The sequence below is a fragment of the Saccharopolyspora soli genome (assembly GCF_022678645.1).
Lineage (GTDB): Bacteria > Actinomycetota > Actinomycetes > Mycobacteriales > Pseudonocardiaceae > Saccharopolyspora > Saccharopolyspora soli.
This window is the reverse complement of record NZ_JALBWV010000015.1, coordinates 42,786-64,480: the sequence shown is the minus strand read 5'-3', so window position 1 is coordinate 64,480 and position 21,695 is coordinate 42,786. Positions and strand designations below refer to the sequence as shown.

General features: G+C 69.9%; 17 protein-coding genes. 10 read left to right on the top strand and 7 right to left on the bottom strand.

What is annotated here, in order from left to right; genetic code table 11:
* The 4 genes from MOQ72_RS13770 (at nt 1) to MOQ72_RS13755 (ending at nt 3,941) form a co-directional block, all read left to right on the top strand.
* Nucleotides 1-1,038 (top strand): ABC transporter permease, encoded by a 1,038-nt coding sequence (locus MOQ72_RS13770; RefSeq protein WP_372495359.1) that lies wholly within the window; start codon nt 1-3, stop codon nt 1,036-1,038.
* Nucleotides 1,035-1,931, top strand: coding sequence for an ABC transporter permease (locus tag MOQ72_RS13765; RefSeq protein ID WP_242183786.1), 897 nt, complete (start codon nt 1,035-1,037; stop codon nt 1,929-1,931). Before MOQ72_RS13770 ends, MOQ72_RS13765 begins: the two co-directional genes overlap by 4 nt.
* Nucleotides 1,928-3,511, top strand: coding sequence for a dipeptide ABC transporter ATP-binding protein (locus MOQ72_RS13760; protein ID WP_242183785.1), 1,584 nt, complete (start codon nt 1,928-1,930; stop codon nt 3,509-3,511). The genes MOQ72_RS13765 and MOQ72_RS13760 overlap by 4 nt, the downstream gene beginning before the upstream one ends.
* Nucleotides 3,512-3,617: 106 nt before the next feature.
* Nucleotides 3,618-3,941 (top strand): antibiotic biosynthesis monooxygenase family protein, encoded by a 324-nt coding sequence (locus tag MOQ72_RS13755; protein WP_242183784.1) that lies wholly within the window; start codon nt 3,618-3,620, stop codon nt 3,939-3,941.
* A 4-nt stretch (nt 3,942-3,945) separates the two neighbouring features.
* Here the strand turns inward: MOQ72_RS13755 and MOQ72_RS13750 are convergent, their stop codons facing one another.
* Nucleotides 3,946-4,584: a nucleoside/nucleotide kinase family protein gene (locus tag MOQ72_RS13750; protein ID WP_242183783.1), complete on the bottom strand. Its 639-nt coding sequence runs from the start codon at nt 4,582-4,584 to the stop codon at nt 3,946-3,948.
* Nucleotides 4,585-4,850: 266 nt separating this feature from the next.
* Entirely contained in the window at nt 4,851-5,783 is a 933-nt protein-coding gene (locus tag MOQ72_RS13745; protein ID WP_242183782.1) for a S66 peptidase family protein, read from the bottom strand.
* A gap of 231 nt (nt 5,784-6,014) precedes the next feature.
* On the opposite strand from MOQ72_RS13745, the gene MOQ72_RS13740 reads away from it, so the two are divergent.
* The 3 genes from MOQ72_RS13740 (at nt 6,015) to MOQ72_RS13730 (ending at nt 8,487) form a co-directional block, all read left to right on the top strand.
* A complete protein-coding gene (locus MOQ72_RS13740; protein ID WP_242183781.1) occupies nt 6,015-6,581 on the top strand; it encodes a DUF3090 domain-containing protein in 567 nt (188 codons plus the stop codon).
* Nucleotides 6,582-6,586: 5 nt separating this feature from the next.
* On the top strand, nt 6,587-7,381 hold the full coding sequence (locus tag MOQ72_RS13735; RefSeq protein WP_242183780.1) for an SCO1664 family protein: 795 nt from the start codon (nt 6,587-6,589) through the stop codon (nt 7,379-7,381).
* 161 nt (nt 7,382-7,542) lie between these two features.
* Nucleotides 7,543-8,487 (top strand): MBL fold metallo-hydrolase, encoded by a 945-nt coding sequence (locus tag MOQ72_RS13730; protein ID WP_242183779.1) that lies wholly within the window; start codon nt 7,543-7,545, stop codon nt 8,485-8,487.
* A 120-nt stretch (nt 8,488-8,607) separates the two neighbouring features.
* Here MOQ72_RS13730 and MOQ72_RS13725 read toward each other — a convergent pair whose 3' ends face one another.
* On the bottom strand, nt 8,608-9,846 hold the full coding sequence (locus MOQ72_RS13725) for a serine hydrolase domain-containing protein (protein WP_242183778.1): 1,239 nt from the start codon (nt 9,844-9,846) through the stop codon (nt 8,608-8,610).
* A 115-nt stretch (nt 9,847-9,961) separates the two neighbouring features.
* Here MOQ72_RS13725 and MOQ72_RS13720 point away from each other — a divergent pair, with 115 nt between their 5' ends.
* Complete coding sequence (locus MOQ72_RS13720) at nt 9,962-11,362, top strand: ATP-binding protein (RefSeq protein ID WP_242183777.1); 1,401 nt, start codon at nt 9,962-9,964, stop codon at nt 11,360-11,362.
* A complete protein-coding gene (locus MOQ72_RS13715) occupies nt 11,362-13,314 on the top strand; it encodes a vWA domain-containing protein (protein ID WP_242183776.1) in 1,953 nt (650 codons plus the stop codon). The genes MOQ72_RS13720 and MOQ72_RS13715 overlap by 1 nt, the downstream gene beginning before the upstream one ends.
* 74 nt (nt 13,315-13,388) lie before the next feature.
* Here MOQ72_RS13715 and MOQ72_RS13710 read toward each other — a convergent pair whose 3' ends face one another.
* The 4 genes from MOQ72_RS13710 to MOQ72_RS13695 all read right to left on the bottom strand — a co-directional run bounded on the left by MOQ72_RS13710 (nt 13,389) and on the right by MOQ72_RS13695 (nt 20,694).
* On the bottom strand, nt 13,389-15,620 hold the full coding sequence (locus MOQ72_RS13710; RefSeq protein WP_242183775.1) for a xanthine dehydrogenase family protein molybdopterin-binding subunit: 2,232 nt from the start codon (nt 15,618-15,620) through the stop codon (nt 13,389-13,391).
* A 9-nt stretch (nt 15,621-15,629) separates the two neighbouring features.
* Nucleotides 15,630-16,613, bottom strand: coding sequence for an FAD binding domain-containing protein (locus tag MOQ72_RS13705; protein ID WP_242183774.1), 984 nt, complete (start codon nt 16,611-16,613; stop codon nt 15,630-15,632).
* On the bottom strand, nt 16,610-17,209 hold the full coding sequence (locus MOQ72_RS13700) for a 2Fe-2S iron-sulfur cluster-binding protein (RefSeq protein WP_242183772.1): 600 nt from the start codon (nt 17,207-17,209) through the stop codon (nt 16,610-16,612). Before MOQ72_RS13700 ends, MOQ72_RS13705 begins: the two co-directional genes overlap by 4 nt.
* A gap of 302 nt (nt 17,210-17,511) precedes the next feature.
* Nucleotides 17,512-20,694, bottom strand: coding sequence for an AfsR/SARP family transcriptional regulator (locus tag MOQ72_RS13695; RefSeq protein ID WP_242183770.1), 3,183 nt, complete (start codon nt 20,692-20,694; stop codon nt 17,512-17,514).
* Between the two features lie 105 nt (nt 20,695-20,799).
* On the opposite strand from MOQ72_RS13695, the gene MOQ72_RS13690 reads away from it, so the two are divergent.
* Nucleotides 20,800-21,669: an NAD(P)-dependent oxidoreductase gene (locus MOQ72_RS13690; RefSeq protein ID WP_242183769.1), complete on the top strand. Its 870-nt coding sequence runs from the start codon at nt 20,800-20,802 to the stop codon at nt 21,667-21,669.
* Nucleotides 21,670-21,695 lie beyond the last annotated feature (26 nt).

The following is a 21,695-nucleotide window of genomic DNA, read 5'->3' as shown; positions in this document are numbered from 1 at the left end:
GTGTCCGAACTACTGGCCACTGTTGCGGAACCGGCCCCGCCGTCCGGCGGGCGGCGCCGGATGGCCCGCTACGTGGGGGGCAAGATCGGCGGCGGGCTGGTGAGCCTGTTCCTGGTGGCGGTGCTGGGTTTCTTCCTGTTTCGCGTGATGCCGGGCGACCCGGTGCGCACCATGACCCGCGGCGCGCCGGTCAGCGAACAGCAGATCGCCGTGCTGCGCGAGCGGTTCGGCCTGGACCAGCCGCTGTGGAAGCAGTTGCTGGACTTCGTGGGCAATCTGCTGCGCGGTGACCTCGGCACGTCCTACACCTACAGCCGACCGGTCGGCGAGCTGATCCTCGAACGCATCGGCCCGACCGTGCTGCTGGTGGGCACCGCGACCGCCATCGCGGTGCTGCTGGGGTTGTGGATGGGCGCCCGCGCGGCGTGGCGGCACGGCGGTGCCTTCGACAAGACCTCGACCTCGATCGCCCTGACGTTGTGGTCGGTGCCGACGTTCTGGCTCGGGTTGATCGTGCTGATGGTCTTCGGCGTCGGGTTTGGCCCGGTTCCGGGCCTGTTCCCGGTCGGCGGCATCTCCTCCCCGGACACCCCGCCGGAACTGCTGCCGCAGGTCCTCGACGTCGTCCACCACCTGGTGCTGCCCGCGCTGACCATGGTCGCGGTGATCTACGCCGAGTACCTGATGGTGATGCGCTCGTCGCTGCTGGAGGAGATGGGCGAGGACTACCTGACCACCGCTCGCGCGAAGGGCCTGCGGGAGGACCTGGTGCGGAGCAGGCACGCGGTGCCCAACGCGCTGCTGCCCACCGTCACGCTGATCTTCCTGCGGCTCGGACTGGTGGTGTCGGGTGCGATCACGGTGGAGACGGTGTTCTCCTGGCCCGGTCTGGGGCTGCTGACCTTCGAAGCGTTGCGGGTGCCGGATCTGCCGCTGCTGCAAGGCATATTCATCGTGCTCGCGGGGAGTGTGGTGGTGATGAACGTGCTGGCCGACGTGCTCTACCGGGTGCTCGACCCCAGGGTGCGGGAATCATGACCGCCACCGCCGCCCAGATCACCTGGGCCCGCCGCAAGGCCAGAGCTGGCGAGGCGTGGCGCGTCTTCCGCGCCGACCGGGCCGGGCTGGTCGGCCTCGTGCTGCTGGTCGCGACCGCTGTGCTGGCCCTGCTCGCGCCACTGCTCAGCGACTCCACCGGCCTCGACGTCACGCGGGCGACCGGCCAGCCGTTGCAGGCGCCCAGCGGCGAATTCTTGCTCGGCACCGACGAATCCGGTCGTTCGGTGCTGCTGCTGACCTGGTGGGGCGCGCGGGTGTCGCTGATCGTCGGGCTGTCTGCGGCGGTGCTGTCGGTGCTGATCGGCACCGTCGTCGGCGTGCTCGCGGCGCACTTCGGCGGCTGGACGTCCCGAATCCTGTTGCGCTTCACCGACTTCTTCCTGGTGCTGCCCGCACTGGTGCTGGCCATCGCGCTGTCCACGGTGCTCGCCCGCGGGCTGTGGACGATCGTGCTGGCCATCGGGGTGACCTCCTGGCCACCTACCGCGCGGATGGTGCGCGCCCAGACGCTGACCATCGAGGCCCGCCCGTACATCGAGCGGGCGCGGGCGCTGGGGGCCGGGCACGGCCACGTCATCGGCCGCCACGTGCTGCCCGCCGTGCTGCCGCTGGTGTTCGCCAACACCACGTTGTCGGTGGCCAGCGCGATCATCGCCGAATCGACGCTGTCGTTCCTGGGGCTTGGCGACCCCGGTCGGGTGTCGTGGGGCTCGATGCTCAAGTCCGCGATGGACACCGGTGCGGTCACCGGTGGCGCGTGGTGGTACCTGCTGCCGCCAGGCGTGGGAATCGTGGTGGTGGTGCTCAGCTTCACGTTGTGCGGGCGGGCGCTGGAGACGGTGTTCAATCCGAGGCTGCGGGGGCGACGGTGAGTCCGATTCTGCAACTGCGCGACGTGTCGGTGTCCTACCGGGGCGTCGACGAAGCCGCCGTGCAGGGCGTGAGCCTGAGCCTCGCCGAAGGTGAAACCCTCGGCCTGGCTGGGGAATCCGGTTGCGGCAAGACGACGCTGGCGATGTCGGTGCTGCGGCTGCTGCCCAGCACGGCGCGCATCGACGGGGAAATCCTGCTGGACGGCAAGAACGTGCGGGAGATGTCGTTCGGGCAGCTGCGCGCGGCCCGTTGGGCGGACGCGTCGGTGGTGTTCCAGGGCGCCATGCACGCGTTGAACCCGGTGCGCACGATCGGCGATCAGATCGCCGAGCCGATCAAGCTGCACGGCCGGGTGGACGGCGATCTGCGGGCGCGGGTGGCGGAGCTGTTGGCGCAGGTGGAGCTGCCCGAGCAGCGGGCGGACGCGTATCCGCACGAGCTCTCCGGTGGGCAGAAGCAGCGGGTCATGATCGCGATGGCGCTGGCCTGCGAGCCGCGACTGGTGATCGCCGACGAGCCGACCACCGCGCTGGATGTGGTGGTGCAGGCCCAGATCCTGGAATTGCTGGGCCGGTTGGTCACCGAGCGCGGCATCGCGCTGATGATGATCAGCCACGACCTGTCGGTGCTGTCGGCCAGCTGCGCCCGGCTGGCGGTGATGTACCGGGGTCAGGTGGTCGAGCACGGTCCGGCACGACAGGTGATGACCGAACCGCAGCACGCGCACAGCCAAGCGCTGGCCAGTGCCTTCCCGACGGTCGGCGATGCGCGGTTCCGGCTCACCGAGGGCGCATCGAGCGGTGCGGCTCTGCTGTCCGCCGAGGACGTGTCGGTCGATTTCACCAGCCGTTCCGGGCAGACCGTGCGCGCCGTGCGTGGGGTGGACCTGGAAGTCGACGAGAACGAGATCGTGGCGCTGGTGGGCCAGTCCGGCTCCGGCAAGACGACCTTGGCCCGCACCCTGTTGGGCTTGCAGGAACCGACCGGTGGTGCGGTGCGCTTCGACGGTGTGCCGCTGCCGACCAGGAGCGCGGGGCTGCGCGAGTACCGCAAGCAGGTGCAGCTGGTGCTGCAGGACCCGACCGGCGCGCTCAACCCCCGGCACACGGTTTACGAAGCGGTGGCTGAGGGTTTGCGCATCCACGGCATCACCGACGACGAGCGGGGGCGAGTCGCGGCGGCGCTGGAAGCGGCCGAGCTGCGGCCCGCGGAGAAGTTCTTCGGCCGCCTGCCGCAGGAGCTGTCGGGTGGCCAGCGGCAGCGCGTGGTGATCGCCGGGGCGCTGGTGCTCCAACCGCGCGTGCTGGTCGCCGACGAGCCGGTGGCGTCGCTGGACGCCACGGTGCGCGGGGAGATCCTGGCGCTGCTGCTGCGGCTGCGCGTCGAGCGCGGCCTGTCGACCCTGGTGATCACCCACGACCTCGGCCTGGCCTGGAACATCGCGGATCGAGTGGCGGTGATGTACCGAGGAGAACTGGTCGAAGTCGGTGCGGTGGAACAGGTCCTGCTCGACCCCCGGCACGACTACACCAAAACCCTCCTGGCCGCGGTCCCATCCGTCGAGCGCCGCGTCGCGTAGGGCTGTCGTTGGTCGTGAGTGCGTAACCGGGCTCCAACCCGGTTGAGCACTCACGACCCCAGTTGCGCGACCGGTGTTGTCGGGGGTGTGGGGGAGGATTCTTCGCATGGTTACGACGATTGAGCCCGGGGCCCCGGTCATGACGTTGATCAACATTTTCACCGTGGCTCCGGAACGACAGCAGGAGCTGGTTGATTTGCTGGACAACGCCACCGAGGAAGTGATGCGGCACCGCCCCGGGTTCGTGTCGGCGAACATCCACGCCAGCCTCGACGGCACGCACGTCGCCAACTACGCCCAGTGGCGCAGCGAGGAGGACTTCAAGGCGATGCTCGCCGATCCGGTCGCGCAGGAGCACATGCGGGCCGCCGGTGCGATGGCCGAGTTCGAACCGGTCGTCTACCGCGTGGCATCCAGCCACCACGCGTGAGGGTTTAGTCCAGGCTGTCGATGATGGCTGGGCGGCCTGGGCGGTCGACGCGGACCACGACGTCCGCGACGTCCGCGACGTTCTCCGGGCCGACTTCGTCGGCGTAGCGGTGGAACGCGGGCAGCATCCACCGGTCAGGTTCCGGGGTTCGCCGTTCGAGCGCGGCTGCGGGCAGCCACAGGTGTACCGCGAAGTCGAACGGCAGGCCCGAGCCGAGCAGCAATGGTCCGTCCACAATGGCCACACCTCGGTCCGGCAGGGTGACGCGCGGCAGGCGGGGCGAGCGATCCGCCGCGGCGTCCCAGAGCGCTGGTAGCACCTGGCCGGTTCCGCTGTCGGACAACGGGTTCAGCACTTCGCGGGCCAGTCCCTTGAGGTCGAACCAGCTCTCGTAGAACGAGTCCGGGTCGTGGTGCCCGTGCTCCAGGCGCAGTGACGCCGGGCGCAGGTAGTCCGCGGTCCGCACCCGGACCACCTCGCGCCCGAGGGTTCGCAGCGGTTCGACCAGGCTGGCGGCGAAGCCATCGGTGTCGGCGGCGGGCGCACCGTCCACCGCCACCCGCGCCCAGCGCCGAGGGAGCGCGTCGATGCGGTCGACCACCTCCGACGCCAGCAGCTCGGGGGTGACGGGTCGGACACGCATGCAACACCTCTCGCCGAACGCGTACGCGGCCGACGCTACCAACCGCGCCGCCGGGGCTGGGTGTGTGCTGTAAGCGGCGTAGCCGCTTGCGGTGTGGGACTCAACTGGCACCGCCGCGGGTTCTCAGACGTCGCCTCGCGAGGACAGCCCCGACAGCGCAGTGAAACTGCGAATTGGAAGTACATGATGTCGGGGATCCCGGAGTCGAGGCGGCGTCTGAGGTTCCGCCACCCGCACCGCTGCGCAAACCTCTTCTGAAACAGTCTCTAGAGGAGTGCGGGTTGGAGGATCGACAGGCGTTGTGCGTCGGTGTCGAGTTCGGCGGCGACCCCGAGCGGGATGGTGCGCTGGGCCGTGCAGTGGCCGAAGCCGAGCTCCCACATGATGGGCACGCCCAGGCCGCCCAGCAGGTCCGACATCACTGCGTGAACAGCTTCCAGCGGCCCGCAGTCGGTCCAGGAGCCGAGCGCGATTCCGGCCGCGTGATCGAACCAGCCCGCGCGCAGCAGCTGCGTGACGAACCGGTCCAGCCGGTACGGGTCCTCCGTGACGTCTTCGAGCATCGCGATGCCGCGCTCCGGCGGGGTCGGCGCGTCCGGCGCTCCGAGGGAGCCCGCGACGATGCTCAGGTTGCCGCCGTAGGTGATGCCCCGCGCCCGCCCGCGCACCAGCGCGCCCGCGTTGGAGCGCGTCAGGATGGTGACCGACTCGGGCTGGAACAGGGTGCGGCGCAGGTGCTCGCGTGCCGCCTCGTCCTCGACGAACGCCTTCGTGGCCAGCATCGGCCCGAACACCGTGACCAGGCCGAGCTGGGTGGCGAAGGCGTCGTGCAGCGCGGTGATGTCGCTGGAACCGGCGAAGATCTTCGGCCCTGCGGCGGCCATCTCGGTCCAGTCCAGGTGGTCGAGGATGCGCATGCTGCCGTAACCGCCGCGCACGCAGAACACCGCTGCGACGTCCGGATCGCACCACGCGTCCTGCAGGTCGGCGGCGCGGTCGGCGTCGGTGCCCGCGAGGTAGTCCAGGCGCGGATGGCTGTCCCGGACGTGCTTGCCGACCCGCGCGTGCAGGCCCCAGGAGCGCAGTTGCGCCAGCCCGGCGTCGAGCAGGTCTTCGGGCACCGGCCCGGCGGGGGCGACCAGCGCCACGGTGTCCCCGCTGTGCAGCCTGTGCGGGCGACGTAGTTCGCGCATGCTCATGGCGTGCTCCATCCCGCGATCTTGACCACCGCCGGTGAGGGTATCCGCACTCGGCGCAACGCGCTGGAGTTCGCCGTCGGCGAACACCGGCGAAACAGGTGGTCGGGCGCCTGCTCAGCGAGTAAACCGGCGTGTGACCCGGCGGAAACCGGGCCGGTTCGAAACGGTGATGAACAAAACGGGGGCCAGCCGCGCACGCCCGTTGCCCGGTGGCCTAGTGTCGGAGGTGCCATGGCTCGTGTCATTCACGTCTTCCGTCAACCCGACCGGTTCGTCGCCGGAACGGTCGGGGAACCCGGCGACCGAACTTTCTACCTGCAGGCGTCCGAAGATGTCCGCACGGTGAGCGTGCAGCTCGAAAAGCAGCAGGTGTCGGTGCTGGCCGAACGCATTGGCGCGCTGCTGGAGGAAGTGCAGCGCCGGTTCAAAACCGAGCTGCCCGGTCAGGCGCCAGACGATCTCGTCGACACCGACCCGCTGGCTGTGCCGGTCGACGAGGAGTTCCGGGTCGGCACCATGGGGCTGGGCTGGGACGCCGAGACCGAGGCGGTGGTCGTCGAACTGCTCGCGGTCACAGACGAGGAGATCGACGAGTCGGTGGTGCTCGACGACACCGAGGAAGGCCCCGACGCGCTGCGGGTGTTCCTCACCCCCGCGCACGCGCGGGCGTTCGCCGAGCGCGCCGAGCGCGTCATCAACGCGGGCCGCAAGCCGTGCCCGCTGTGCGCCGAACCGCTGGATCCCGCCGGGCACATCTGCCCGCGCCAGAACGGTTACCGCCGTTCGGAAGAGGTCTGACCGGCGTGCGCGCCGGTGACCCCGCGGTTCACGAGCTGCTCCAGCACGGTCGGTTGGATGTGCAGGGGCGGCTGGTGGAGGCGTCCAACGCGACCCTGTTCTGCGGGATCGAGGTCAACGGCGCTTCCGCCGAGTGCGTCTACAAGCCGGTGCGCGGGGAGCGTCCGCTGTGGGACTTCCCGGACGGCACGCTGGCCGGTCGCGAGGTCGGTGCCTACCTGCTGTCCGAGGCCACCGGGTGGGGGCTGATCCCGCCGACGTTGTTGCGGGACGGTCCGTTCGGTCCAGGCATGGTGCAGCTGTGGGTGGACGTCGAAGAGGACTCGCAGCTGGTCGACATCGTCCCCCCGGACGAGGTTCCGCCCGGCTGGCTCCCGGTGCTGCGCGCCCAGGACCACCGCGGCGACGCGGTCGTGCTGGTGCACGCCGACCACCAGCAGCTGCGGCAGCTCGCGGTGCTCGACATCGTGATCAACAACGCCGACCGCAAGGGCGGCCACATCCTGCACGCCCCGGACGGCCGGGTGCTGGGCGTCGATCACGGCGTGAGCCTGAACACCGACGACAAGCTGCGCACCGTGCTGTGGGGCTGGGTCGGGCAGCGGTTATCGGCCGACACCGTCGACCGCCTCGGCGAACTGCGCGCCCTCATGGAAGGCGATCTCGCCGTCCAGCTGGCCGAACACATCACGCCGAAAGAAGTCCAGGCGATCAACGCGCGCATCGAACGGCTGCTGGAGGCCGAGGTGTTCCCCGCGCCGTCCGGCGACTGGCCAGCCATCCCCTGGCCCGCGTTCTGAGAGCCTGCATTCGTGCTCGTTTTGCTTTGCGGTGCGGGTGGCGGAACCTCAGAAGCCTTCTCGGTCCGGGATCCCCGACATCATGTACGCCGAAAAAACAACATCAAGGACAAGTCTTGCTCCGGGTGCGGGGCGCTGGTCGCGCGAGGCAGTCTGGTCGGGTGCGAATCCAGTACCAGCAGCCGTTGATCCAGCCCTCGTACGCGGACCGGCTGCACGCGCCGCTGCCGAACTTCCGCGATGTGATGCGGCTGATGTGGACCGGTCACTACCGCGGCCGGGTGGGGGACGTCGACCGGATCCCGGTGCTGCGGCGCGGGCTGGCGCCGGTCACGGCGCAGGACACCGCGATCACCTGGGTCGGCCACGCGACCTACCTGGTGCGCATCGGTGGGGCCGCGGTGCTGACCGATCCGGTGTGGTCATCGCGGATCCCCGGCGTGCCGCGACGGCTGACCCCACCTGGCGTCGCCTTCGGTGAGCTGCCACCGATCGACGCGGTCGTGATCAGCCACAACCACTACGACCACCTGGACTCGCCCACCGTGCTGCGGCTGCCGCGATCGACTCCAGTGCTGGTGCCCGCCGGGTTGGGGCGATGGTTCCGCCGCCGCGGGTTCAGCGAGGTCGTCGAGCTGGACTGGTGGCAGTCGGCGGAGGTGGCCGGACTGACGTTCGACTTCGCGCCCGCGCAGCACTGGAGCCGACGCGGACCGCGCGACACCTGCCGCAGCCTGTGGGGCAGCTGGGTGATCAGCGGCCCGGAACACCGGGTCTACCACGCCGGGGACACCGGCTACGGTCCGCATTTCGCCGCGATCGCGCAGCGCTACCCGAACATCGACGTGGCAATGGTGCCGATCGGGGCGTACGAACCGCGGTGGTTCATGAAGCCGGTGCACATGGATCCGGAAGAGGCCGTGCAGGCGGTGGCCGACCTGGGCGCCGAGCACGCGGCGACCATGCACTGGGGAACGTTCGTGCTGACCCGCGAGCCGGTCACGGAGCCGCTGAACCGGGTGCGCAAGGCATGGCGCGAAGCCGGTCGCGACCCGGAGCGCCTCTGGGACCTGGCGATCGGCGAATCCCGCGCGCTCCGATCATGAGCCCGAAACCGGGGCTAACCCACCCCACCGCGCAACGGGAACGGAGTGAGGGGCACCCTTTACCAAGTAACTGGGTAAAGGGTGCCCCTCACTCCTCACCTGAACGGGGTCGTGAGTGCATCAGTCCACGAGGGACTGGTAGACGAGTTGGTGGAGTTGGGGGCGGATCGGATGGGCGCTCGACGGGATCAGCTGGGTCAGGAACACCACCGTCAGGTCCTCGGCCGGATCGACCCAGAACGCCGTGCTGGCCAGGCCGCCCCAGGAGAACTCGCCCGGTGAGCTGATCACCTTCGCCGCCAACGGGTCGTCGATCACCGCGAAGCCCAGCCCGAAGCCCTTGCCCGCGTTGGCGACCTCCGAAAAGGACCCGAGCGCCAGCGTTTCCAGGTCCGCGCCGCCGGGCAGGTGGTTGCGGGTCATGTACCGCACGGTCCGGCTGCCGAGCAGGCGCGTTCCGTCGAGTTCGCCGCCGCGCAGCAACATCTGCGTGAACCGGTGGTAGTCGTGCGCCGAGGAGAACAGCCCGCCACCGCCGGAGAGCGCTTTGGGCAGCTCGAAGGCCGCCGCGTGCATCTGCGCCTGTCGCGGGTGCACGCGGGCCTTGCCCTGCGGGTCGGCGGCGTAGAGGGTGGCCAGTCGGTCGGCGTTGGCGCGGTCGACCGCGAAGCCGGTGTCGGTCATGCCCAACGGTTCGAAGATCCGGGTGCGGAAGAACTCGTCCAACGTCTGCCCGGACGCGACCTCGACGATCCGGCCCAGCACGTCGGTGGCCACCGAGTAGTTCCAGGACTGGCCGGGGTCGAACAGCAGCGGCATGCCGGCCCACTCGTCGCAGCAGCCCGCCAGGTCCAGGTCGTCGGCCATGCCGTACTCGAAACCGGCGCGGCGGTAGAGCTCGTCCACCGGATTCAGGTAGTGGAAGGCGTAGGTGAGCCCGGAGGTGTGCGTCAGCAGGTGCCAGATGCGCATCGGCTCGGTGGCCGGGCGGGTCTGCGGCGCCTGCGCGGTGCCGCCGGTGTACACCCGCACGTCGGCGAAGGACGGGATGAAGTCGCTGACCGGATCGGTGAGTTCGAAGGCGCCCTCCTCGTGCAGCATCATGATCGCCACCGAGGTGATCGGCTTGGTCATCGAATAGATCCGGAACAAGGTGTCCGACTGCATCGGTGCGCCGCTGTCGACGTCCCGCATGCCGTACGTCGACAGGTGCGCGATCTTGCCGTGCCGGGCGACCAGCACCAGCCAGCCGGGCAGTTTGCCGGATTCCACGTATTGCGCGAAGTGTCGGTCGATTCGTCCCAATCGTTCCGCGTCGAAACCGACTTCTGCGGGGTCGACCTCGATTTCCAAGCCCACTTGGTCCTCCTGCGCATGCGTAACGGGTTACGTCGTTTCTACTCCGGTGTGCCGACATGCGAAATCCTTTCTGGTACGGCGGCACATGTCGGCTCCGGGCGGTAGCGTCGAAGGGGTGACGATCCCGACTCCACCCCAAGGGCTGCCCCGCACCGCGGGGGAGCTGCGCACCAGCGGCCACGCACCGCGCAGCGTGAAGGCCGAGCTGCGCGCCAACCTGCTGACCGCGCTGCGCTCCGGCCGGGCGCTGTGGCCCGGCATCGTCGGCTTCGACCAGACCGTGCTGCCCCAGCTGGAACGCGCTCTGATCGCCGGGCACGACGTCGTGCTGCTCGGCGAACGAGGCCAGGGCAAGACGCGGCTGCTGCGCAGCCTCACCGAGCTGATGGACGAATGGACCCCGGTGATCGAGGGCTCCGAGCTCGGTGAACATCCGTTGCAGCCGATCACCCCGGCGTCCCGGCGGCGCGCCGCCGAGTTGGGCGACGACCTGCCGGTGGACTGGCGGCACCGCAGCGAACGCTACGTGGAGAAGCTGGCCACCCCGGACACCTCGGTCGGCGACCTGGTCGGCGACGTGGACCCGGTGAAGGTCGCCGAAGGCCGCTCGCTGGGCGATCCGGAGACCATCCACTTCGGACTCGTGCCCCGCGCGCACCGCGGCATCGTCACCGTCAACGAACTGCCCGACCTGGCCGAGAGAATCCAGGTGGCGCTGCTGAACGTGATGGAGGAGCGCGACATCCAGATCCGCGGCTACAGCCTGCGGTTGCCGCTGGACGTGCTGCTGGTCGCCACCGCCAACCCCGAGGACTACACCAACCGGGGCCGGATCATCACGCCGCTGAAGGACCGCTTCGGCGCGGAGATCCGCACCCACTACCCGCTGGACATCGACGACGAGGTGTCCCTGGTGCGCCAGGAAGCCGACCTGCCAGCGGAGGTCGGCGACCACCTGCTGGAGGTGCTCGCCCGGTTCGTCGGCCACCTGCGCGAGTCCACCGCGGTCGACCAGCGCTCCGGAGTGTCGGCCCGGTTCGCCATCGCCGCCGCCGAAACCGTCTCGGCCGCCGCGCTGCACCGCTCCGCGGTTACCGGCGAGAATCCGGCAGTGGCCCGGCCGGTCGACCTGGCTGCGGTGCCCGCCGTGCTGCGCGGCAAGATCGAGTTCGAGGCCGGTGAAGAGGGCCGCGAAGACGAACTGCTCGGCTACCTGCTGCGGCGCTCGGTGGCCGACACCGCGCGGGGCCTGTTCGCCGGGCTGGACCTGCAATCGCTGGCCCAGGCCGTCATCGACGGCCACCCGGTGGCCACCGGGGAGCGCGTCGCCGCCCGCGATGTGCTCACCGCGCTGCCGGAACTGCCGGTGCTGCACCAGGTCGCCGAGCGGGCCGGGGTGCGGTCCGGAGAACCGCCGGGCCGGATCGCCAGCGCGGTGGAGCTGGCGCTGGAGTCGCTGTACCTGGCGAAGCGGCTCGGCAAGGACGCCGAGGACGATCGGTCGGTGTACAGCTGATGAGCCGCCGGTTTCGGTACAACGCGTGGCACGGCGGGGCCGATCCCCTGGAACCGCCGGTGGATCTGCGCGCGGCGCTGGACCAGATCGGCCGCGACGTCATGGAAGGCGGGTCACCGCGCTCCGCGCTTGAGGAACTGCTGCGCACCGGCACGCGCGATGTCTCCGGCCTGGACGAGCTCACCCGGCGGCTGTGGCAGCGGCGCAGCGAACTGCAGCGCAGGCACCGGCTGGACGGCACGATCAACGAGGTCCGGCGGCTGCTGGATCGGGCGCTGGAGCAGGAACGCCTGGCGTTGGCCGCCGACACCAGCGAGGACGCGCGGTTCCGCGAGCTGCAACTGGACGCGCTGCCGCCGGATGTCGCGGGTCAGGTCGCGGAGCTGGCCAACTACGACTGGCGTTCGTCGGATGCGCGGGAGACCTTCGAGGAGATCCAGCAGATGCTGGGCACCGAGTTCCTCGAACAGCGCTTCCAGGGCATGAAGCAGGCCATGCAGCAGGTCTCGCCCGAAGACGTCGAGCGGGTGCGGCAGATGCTCGACGACCTGTCGATGCTGCTGGCCGCGCACGCCCGCGGGGACGCCGACATCCAGCAGAAGTTCGAGCAGTTCATGGCCCAGCACGGCGAGTTCTTCCCGGAGAACCCGCGCAACGTCGACGAGCTGATCGATGCCCTGGCGGCCCGCTCGGCGGCTGCGCAGCGGTTGCTGAACTCCATGAGCGAGCAGCAGCGGGCCGAGCTGATGTCGTTGTCGCAGCAGGCTTTCGGCGACCCGCGCATCGGGCAGGCGTTGCAGCGGCTCGACCAGCAGTTGCAGGGGTTGCGGCCCGGCGAGGACTGGACGGGGCGAGCGCGGTTCCGCGGCGACCAGCCGATGGGCCTGTCCGAGGCGACGGCGGCGATGGCGGAGCTCGGCGAGCTCGACCGGCTGGCGGAACAGCTCGGGCAGTCCTATCCCGGCGCGAGTCTGGACGACATCGACCTGGAGGCGCTGGAGCGGCAGCTCGGCCGGCAGGCCGTCGTCGACGCGCAGCGGTTGTCGGACATCGAGAAGCAGTTGCGGCAGCAGGGTTTGTTGCAGCGGGCGCCGGATGGCAGCCTGCGGCTCAGCCCGCGGGCGATGCGTCGGCTCGGTGAGACCGCGCTGCGATCGGTGATCTCCCAGCTGCGCTCGCGGCGCGGCGAGCGCGATACCGACCGCGCGGGCGCGGCAGGGGAGCTGACCGGTACGACGCGGCCGTGGAGCTACGGCGACGCGGAGCCGTGGGACGCGGTTCGCACGGTGCGCAACGCGGTGCTGCGGCGGGCCGCGGAGGGGCCGGATGCCGCGCGACTGGACATTTCGGACCTCGAAGTGGCCGAGACCGAGCAGCGCTCCCGTGCGGCGGTGGTGCTGTGCGTGGACACGTCGTGGTCGATGGTCCAGGACGGCCGCTGGGTGCCGATGAAGCGCACCGCGCTCGCGCTGCACCACCTGGTGGCGACCCGGTTCCGCTCGGATGCGTTGCAGCTGGTGACCTTCGGGCGTTATGCATCCACTGTGGACGTAGGTGAGCTGGCTGCGCTGGAAGGGGTTTGGGAGCAGGGCACGAACCTGCACCACGCCCTGCTGCTCGCCGGTCGGCACCTGCGCCGCCACCCGGACGCGCAACCGGTTGTGCTGGTGGTGACCGACGGCGAACCCACCGCCCACCTGGAACCGGACGGCGAAGCGGTGTTCCAGTACCCGCCGAGCCCGCACACCCTCAGCGTGACGCTGTCCGAAGTGGACGCCCTGCAGCGCCTGGGCACCACGCTGAGCGTGTTCATGCTCGGCGAAGACCCGAGCCTGGCGGCGTTCGTGGACATCGTCGCCCGCCGAGGCGGCGGCCGGGTCTTGTCGCCAACAGCGGACGGCCTGGGAGCAGCGGTCGTCGGCGACTACCTCCGCACCAAACGCCGCCGCTAAACCGATCAGGGCATGGGTGAGGGGCACCCGTGACCACGTAACTGGGTCACGGGTGCCCCTCACCTCGATATCGATCAGGTGGCTACCAGGGGTAGGTGGGGTAGCAGTTTGTCGAGCGTGATGGGGAAGTCTCGTACTCGGATCCCCGTGGCGTTGAACACCGCGTTGGCCACCGCTGCGCCGGATCCGCAGATGCCCAGTTCGCCGACCCCCTTCGCGCCGAGGACGTTGGCCTTCTCGTCGTATCCTTCGAGCATCACCGCGTCGATTTCGGGGACGTCGGCGTGCACCGGCACCAGGTAGTTCGCGAGATCGCGGGTTACGAAGGCGCCGGAGCGCGTGTCGACGACCGCGTCCTCGTCCAAGGCCGCGCTCAGCCCCCAGATCATGCCGCCGATCAGCTGCGAACGCGCCGTCTTGGCGTTGAGGACGCGCCCCACCGAGAACACCCCGAGCATCCGCCGGAGGCGGATCTCCGCCGTGTCCGCATCAACGCCGACCTCGGCGAAATGCGCACCGTAGGTGTTGATCGAGTAGGACTTGTAGTTCGGATCATCCGCCATGCCAGCGGTTTCGCCCTCCGCATCAACGCCTTCGGGATGGCCGCGCACGACGATCTCGCGCAGCGCCTCGGAAGCGCGACCGATGCGCACGTTGCCGTCCGAGAACACCGCTTCCGCGGGATCCAGCCCGTGCAGCGGGGAGTGTGCGTCGGTGCACGCCTCGGCCAGCAGCTTCTCGCGCAGCACCGCACACGCGCGATGCACCGCCGTGCTCGTGTTGCCAGAACCCCACGAGCCGCCTGAGCCCGAGCTGACGGGGTACTCGGAGATCCCGAGCTCGACCCGCACGCGATCCGGCGGAAGTCCCAGGGCATCAGCCGCGACCTGGGTGAGGATCGTGTAGGTCCCGGTGCCGATGTCGGTCATGTCCGACTGGACGACGGCAGTCCCCTCCGGCGTCAACCGGACCCGCATCCTGGTCGGCATCTGGAAGTGCCCCCGGATGGCGGCGGACATGCCGTAGCCGACCAGCCACCGCCCGTCGCGCCGACTCGCGGGCTTGGTGGGGCGGTGCTCCCAGCCGAACCGGCGCGCCCCTTCGCGCAGGCAGTCGATCGTGTGCCGGTCGCTGAACGGCACATCTCGCTCGGGGTCGTACTCGGGCTCGTTGCGGATCCGCAACTCGACCGGATCCATTCCGAGCGCATCGGCCAGCTCGTCCATCGCCGACTCGACCGCCAGCATTCCCGGCGCTTCGCCCGGCGCGCGGACGTCTTCGCCGCGCGGCAGGTCGAGCGGTATCAACCGGTGTCGCGTCAGCCGGTTGGGCGCGGCGTAGAGGCTGCGGGTGGTGGCTGCGGTCTGCTCGGCGTACTCCTTGAGCGGGCTCGTGTTCATCGTGACTTCGTGGGCGATCGCGACCAGCCGCCCGTCCCGTTCGGCGCCCAGTCGAACCCGCTGGTCCGAGGTGGGGCGCAGGCCGACGAGGTGGAAGATCTGCTGCCGGGTCAACGCGACCTTGATCGGCTGGCCCAGGGCGCGCGCGGCCAGCGCCGCCAGGATCGTTTCGTGGTGGACCCGGAGCTTGGAGCCGAAACCCCCGCCGGTGTACGGGGTGACGATGTGGATCCGCTGCTCGTCGAGCTGCAAGGTGCTGGCGATCGAGGAGCGGGCCGAGTCGACGATCTGGCAGCTGACGTAGACCGTCAGGTCAGCACCGCTGGGTACCACGAGGCACGCATGCGGTTCCATCGGTTGGGAGAGCTCGTACGGCGTCGTGTAGCGCTGATCAACCCGGACCGCGGCGGTGCTGAACGCGGTGTCGAAATCGCCCACCGCGGTGTCGGTTTGGAGTCCGGCGTTCACCGCTTCCGGGGCGTACGCCTGATCTCGGTGCGCGGTGATGTCGTAGTGCCCCGACTCCTGGGTGTAATCGACTTGGACGAGGTTCGCCGCCGCTCGCGCCTGCTCGAAGGTGGTGGCCACGACGAACGCCACCGGCTCGCCGTAGTGGTTGACGTCCGGACCGCTGAGCGCCGGATAGGCCCGCCAGTACTCCCAGGCGGTGGACAAGTCGGGGGTGCCTTGCGCCGGTGCGTTCCGGTGGGTCATGACCATGCGCACGCCGGGCGAGCGTTCGGCCAGCGAGGTGTCGATGCGCGTGATGCGGCCCTTGCCGATCGTCGCGCCCGCGATGAACCCGTAGAGCGGTTGGTCCGCCGCCCACTGCTCGTACGCGTAGGTGGCCTGGCCCGCGACCTTCAACGGGCCGTCGACGCGGTTGAGCGCTTCCCCGATCATCATGGCATCTCCTCAACTCGCCTGGGCCGCTTGCGCCAACGTGCGGCAGAGCGTGCGCTTGGCCAGGTCGATCTTGAAGTTGTTGTGCCCCTGCCCCACCGCGCCCCGCATCGCCACGTCGGCGGCGGTGCGGTAGGTGGCCATCGTGGCGGGACTGCCGGTCAACGCGGCCTCGGCCTCGACGGACCGCCAGGGCTTGTGCGCCACACCGCCGAACGCCACCCGCGCCGCGCTGATCGTTGCCCCGTCCACCGAGACGATCGCCGCCACGGACACCAGCGCGAATTCGTAGGACGCCCGGTCGCGCACCTTGCGGTACACCTGTCGGCCCGGTGGGGGCGGCGGCAGGATCACGCTCGTGATCATCTCGCCGGGACGCAGCACGGTCTCGATGTGCGGCGTGTCGTGCGGTAGTCGGTGGAAATCCGCGATCGCCACGTGGCGCACCCGCTCCTCGGCGTCGAGCAGCTCGATCTGCGCCTCCAACACCGTCATCGCGACGGCCATGTCCGAGGGGTGGGTGGCGATGCAGGAGCTGCTGGCGCCGAGGATCGCGTGGATCCGGTTGAAACCGCCGATCGCCGAACAGCCGGAGCCGGGGTTCCGCTTGTTGCAGCCCGCTGCCGGGTCGTAGAAGTAGGGGCAGCGAGTGCGCTGCAGCAGGTTGCCGCCCACGGATGCCATGTTGCGCAACTGGCCGGAGGCACCCGCGAGCAGCGCCTGGGACAGGACCGGGTAGCGGGTGCGCACCCGGTTGTCGGCTGCGACGTCGGAATTCGTCGCCTGGGCGCCGATCCGCAGTCGGCCGTCGGGCAGTTCTTCGACGTCCTGCAAGGGCAATCGGCTGATGTCGACCAAGTGGCTCGGGTGTTCGACCTCAAGCTTCATCAGATCTAGCAGGTTGGTGCCGCCGCTGATGAACTTCGCGCCCGGTCTGGATGCCGCCGTGACCGCGGACCGCGCGTCCGCCGCTCGCTCGTAGCTGAAGGACCTCATTCCGGGCCTCCTCGGGCGACATCGCGGATGGCCGCGACGATGTTCGGATAGGCGGCGCACCGGCAGATGTTGCCGCTCATGCGCTCGCGGATCTCCTCGTCGGTCAGCGCGACCTGCGCCGACGCCACATCGGCGGTGGCGTGGCTCGGCCAACCGGCCTGCGCTTCGGCGAGCATGCCGACCGCCGAGCAGACCTGGCCGGGGGTGCAGTAGCCGCACTGGAAACCGTCCCGCTCGACGAACGCTGCCTGCACGGGGTGCAGGGCGTCGGGCGTGCCCAGACCTTCGATCGTGACGATGTCGTCGTCGGTGCGCATGACGGCCAGCGTCATGCAGGAGTTGATGCGGCGGCCGTTGACCAGCACCGTGCACGCGCCGCACTGCCCGTGGTCGCATCCCTTCTTGGTCCCGGACAGGCGCAGGTGTTCGCGCAGCGCGTCGAGCAGCGAGGTGCGGGGATCCAGGTCGACGAGGCGCTGCTCGCGGCCGTTGACGCGCAACGTGATCGTCAGCAGTTGCCCCGCCTCGTCCGCGCCGCGCTCAACGGCCCTACCACTGGCCAACCCGGATGACGCGCCGGTGTTCGACTTGCTCATCGAAATCCCCCTCCATGTGCTGAGGCCATCCCCTCGATTGGGTGCGCTTGCGCGTCCGCCGCTGGTGGGAGCGCTCACCACCAGCTCAGGGTCTCGCAAAGTCCGGCCCCCCGCTGGCCAGCACGGACGTCAGCGCGCCGGACCTCGGCAAGAGCGAGCCACCCCAGCCGCATGCGCCTCATGCGCAACGGGAGTTGGGCCGTTCCAGCGAGAAACGTCCACGCGAGTACTGCTGCGGAATCGGAGCGAATCGCCGGAAATGGTGTTGAGCAACCTCAAGAACGGTCGGGTCCAGCAAACCTTCAGCTGGACGTGCCGTACTCGTGGCGCTGCTCCGATCCGCGGTCGGTGGTCAGCGCGTCGAGTTCGGCGAGCGGCACGGCGGTGCCTCGGTGGAACTCTTCGTCAAAAGCCTTGCTGCCCAAGGCTTTGTTGGCTGCCGCGGTGATTCGGTCGACGTCTTGGCGTTCCGGCCGGGGTAGTGGAGCGCCGATGGAATTCCGCGCCGCCGTGGCCGCGCCGAGCAGCCGGGCGGCTTGCTCTGGTCGGCCTGCCAGGGTTTCGGCTCCTGCCAGGCCCTCCAGGGTCAGTGCCATCGCTCGGGGGTCCATGCCGCGTCGGGCTATGGCGTAGGCCGACAGGTGGAGGTCGTGGGCTGCCTCGGCGTTGCCGCGCTGTTCGGCGAGGAAGCCCAATTCGGCCAGGATCAGCGCGTTTCCCGGCTCGAACTCCACGCGACGGTGCCATTCGAGCACCCGGCGCAGCCGCTGCTCCGCCTCGGCGAACAGACCTTCGCGGCGCGCACCCAGCGCCAGCCCGATTTCCGCGTACATCTCCGCCGGGGTGAAACCGCGCTCGGTGGCCATCCGCATCGCGCGGGTGTGCAGTTCGCGTGCCCGCGGGTAGTCGTGGACGAGCAGCGCGACCCGGCCCAGCCAGGACGTCTGGTACGAGACCTCCGCCCACAGCCCGAGGGCTTCGGCCCTGCGCAGGCCCTCGGCGTGGTGCCGCTCGGCGCTGGCGTAATCGCCGGTGATCTGCGCGATCGTGCCGAGGCCGTACGATGCCTGCGCCAGACCCCAGCTGTCGCCGATTTCCTGGAAGAGTTCTGCGCCGCGCGCGGCATCCCGGTTCGCCCCGGCCAGATCGCCGCGCGCCATGCCGTGCGTCATCCGGTCGCTGAGCGTGGCGCCCAACCCCCACTGATCGCCCAGTTCCTCGAACTCCGCGACCAGTTCGTCCATCTCGCGTTCGGTGCTGGACATGTCGCCGATGGTCGCCTTCGCGTGGTTGAGGAACCACCTGGCCCGCGCCCGATCGGCGCGGTCCTCGATGCTCCGCCAGGCATCCAGCCGGTCGACGGGCGCACCGGTCAGCAGTGCGATCCCGGCGTACCAACTCGCCGCCTTGGCCCACGCCTGTCCACCGCCCACGCCCAGCGCCGCGGCCAGCGACAGCCGGGCCTCGCTGAGCCTGCCGCGCAGGAACCAGTACCAGGTCAACGCGCTGACCAGCCGCAGCGCCGTCTTGGGGGCGTGCCGGAGGCTGTCGTCCAGTGCCGCGCGCAGGTTCGCAGTCTCCGCGTCGAGCCGTTCCAGCCAGCGCTGCTGGTCCCGGCCGCGCAGCCGCGTCTCGGCTTGCTCGGCCAGCGCCAGGTAGTGGGCGTTGTGCCGTTGACGCAGCGCTTCGTATTCCTCGGCCTTGCCGAGCCGTTCCAGGCAGTACGCCGCGACGGACTCCAGCAGCCGGTACCGGCGGCCACCGGCGGCCGTTTCGGTCGCGACGACCAGCGACCGGTCCACCAGCCGGGACAGCAGGTCCAGCACTTCGGCGGGCCGGACACCGTCTCCGGAGCACACCGCTTCGGCGCTCTCCAGGGTGCAGCCGTCGCGGTGAATTGCCAGGCGGCGCAACACGATCCGCTCGGCCGTCGGCAGCAGTCGCCAGCTCCAGTCGATCACCGCGTGCAACGTTCGTTGCCGTTCAGGGGCATCCCGGGTGCCGAACGTCAGCAGTGCGAACCGATCGTCCAATCTGGACTCGAGTGTGCTCGTGCCGAGCGCCCGCACGCGGGTGGCGGCCAGTTCCAGCGCCAGCGGGATGCCGTCCAACCGGCGGCAGATCGCGGCCACCGCCGCGGCGTTGTCAGCGTCGATGTCGAAGCCCGGCGACGTGGCGGTGGCCCGCGCGGTGAACAGCCGCACCGCGCCGGAGGCCCGCACGTCGGCGAGCTCGGCACCGGGTGCGGGAACTTCGAGCGGCGATACCTGGAGCAGCGTTTCGCCGGAAATGCCCAGCGCCTCCCGGCTGGTGGCGAGGACCCGAAGTCCCGGCACCGCTCGCAGCAGCCGCGCGGCCATCCCGGCAGCACTGGTGATCAAGTGCTCGCAGTTGTCCAGCAGCAACAGGACTTCTTTGGTGCGCAACGCCTCGACGAGCGGATCAACGGGTGAAATGGGCACTGCGAAGGCGTTCTCGCGAATCCCCAACGCCCCCAGCACCGCATGCTCCAACGAGCAGGTTTCGTTGCCATCGGCGCGGATTCCGGCGAGCTCGATCAGCCACGTGCCGTCCCGGAACGCCGAGTTGCGCGCGGCCTCGACGGCCAGCCGCGTCTTGCCCACCCCGCCCGGCCCGGTCAGGGTGACCAGCCGCGACGTGCCCAGCAGCGACGCGACCCGCTCGACTTCCCCATCCCGGCCGATCAGCTCGGTCACCGACACCGGAAGGTTGTGCGCGGGTGGCGGCGGAGCGGTGAGCGCGACGTCCTGCGTCAGGATCGCCTGCTGCAACTCGACCAGCTCCGGGCTCGGATCGATGCCGAGTTCGTCGGCCAACCGCTCCCGCAGATCCGCCAAGCTCGCCAACGCTTCGCTCTGCCGCCCGGTGCGGTAGAGCGCGCGCACCTGCACCGCACGCAGCCGCTCGCGCAACGGGTGCTGGGCCACCAGTTCGCCGAGCTCACTGCTGAGCGCAGCGTGTTCGCCCAGTTCCAGTCGGGTTTCGGCGAGCTCTTCCAGTGCGCCGAGGCGTTCCTCGGTGAGCCGTTGGACGGCGGGCTGGGCGAACGGTTCGTCGGCGACGTCGGCGAACGCGGGACCCCGCCACAGTGCCAACGCGTCGGCCAGCAGGGTTTTTCGCATCGCGGGCGCGCCGGTTTCGCGCGCCTGCGCGACGAGGCTGCGGAACTGGTGCGCGTCGACGGCGGCCGGGGCGATGTTCAGCACATACCCGGATGCCCGGTAGCTGATCAAGCCGCTCTCGCCCAGCGCCCGGCGCAGCTGGGACACCTTCGTCTGCAAGGTGTTCGTCGGGTTGCCGGGTGGCTGGTCGCCCCACAGGACGTCGATCAACCGGTCCGCGGACAGCGGTCCGTCGTGGGCGAGCAGGACCGCGAGCAGGGCGCGCACCTTCGCCTCCGGCACCTGAACAGGGCTGCCGTCGGATGTCCACACCACCAGCGGGCCGAGCACTCCGAAACGCACAACCGCCACGTTAGCCCGTGATTGTGCAAGCACCCCCAGTCGATCATGCGCGAATCGTGCGCGGCGGTCAGCAGGGTGGACGTGGAAAGCGACGGAAGGAGCGAAATGTCCGACCACGAACCGGTGAGCGTGCTCGGCCTCGGCGCGATGGGCACGGCGCTGGCCGAAGCGCTGCTGGCGGCGGGCCATCCGACCACTGTGTGGAACCGCACCGGCGCGAAGGCGGATCCGCTGCTGGCAAAAGGTGCGAACGGTGCGAACACGCCCGCCGACGCAATCATCGCGAATCGGCTGGTGGTCGTCTGCCTGCTCGACTACGACTCGGTCCGCCAGGTGCTCGCCCCGCACACCGACGTGCTGGCCGGGCGCACGCTGATCAACCTGACCAACGGAACTCCGGGCCAAGCAGAGGAAATGGCCGAGTGGGCGGCCGACCACGGCGCCGACTACCTGGACGGCGGCATCATGGCCGTCCCACCGATGATCGCGACACCGGCGGCGTTCCTGCTCTACAGCGGTCCCAGCGGTGCCTTCGAAAGTTCGCGGCCGGTGCTGGACGTCTTCGGCGAGAGCATCTACCTCGGCAACGCCCCCGGCTTAGCAGCGCTGCACGACCTGGCCCTGCTCAGCGGCATGTACGGCATGATCATCGGCACGTTGCAGGCGTTTGCGCTGGTCCGCGCCGCGGGAGTGCCGACCACCGAGTTCGCGCCGCTGCTGAGCCGCTGGCTGGGCAACATGAGCGGCTGGCCCGCCGCCGCAGCCGAGCAGATCGACAAGGGCGACTACGGCAGCGGCGTGGTCTCCAACCTCGCGATGCAGGCCGCCGCCTACCCGAACTTCGCAACGGCCGCCGAAGAGTTGGGCATCAGCTTCGAACTGCTCGCCCCGCTGGAGTCGCTGATGCGACGCCGGGTCGCCGACGGCCACGGCCACGAAGACCTCACCGGCGTCATCGAATTGTTGGAGAAATAGCGGCGAATTGTCAGATTTGCCCGTGG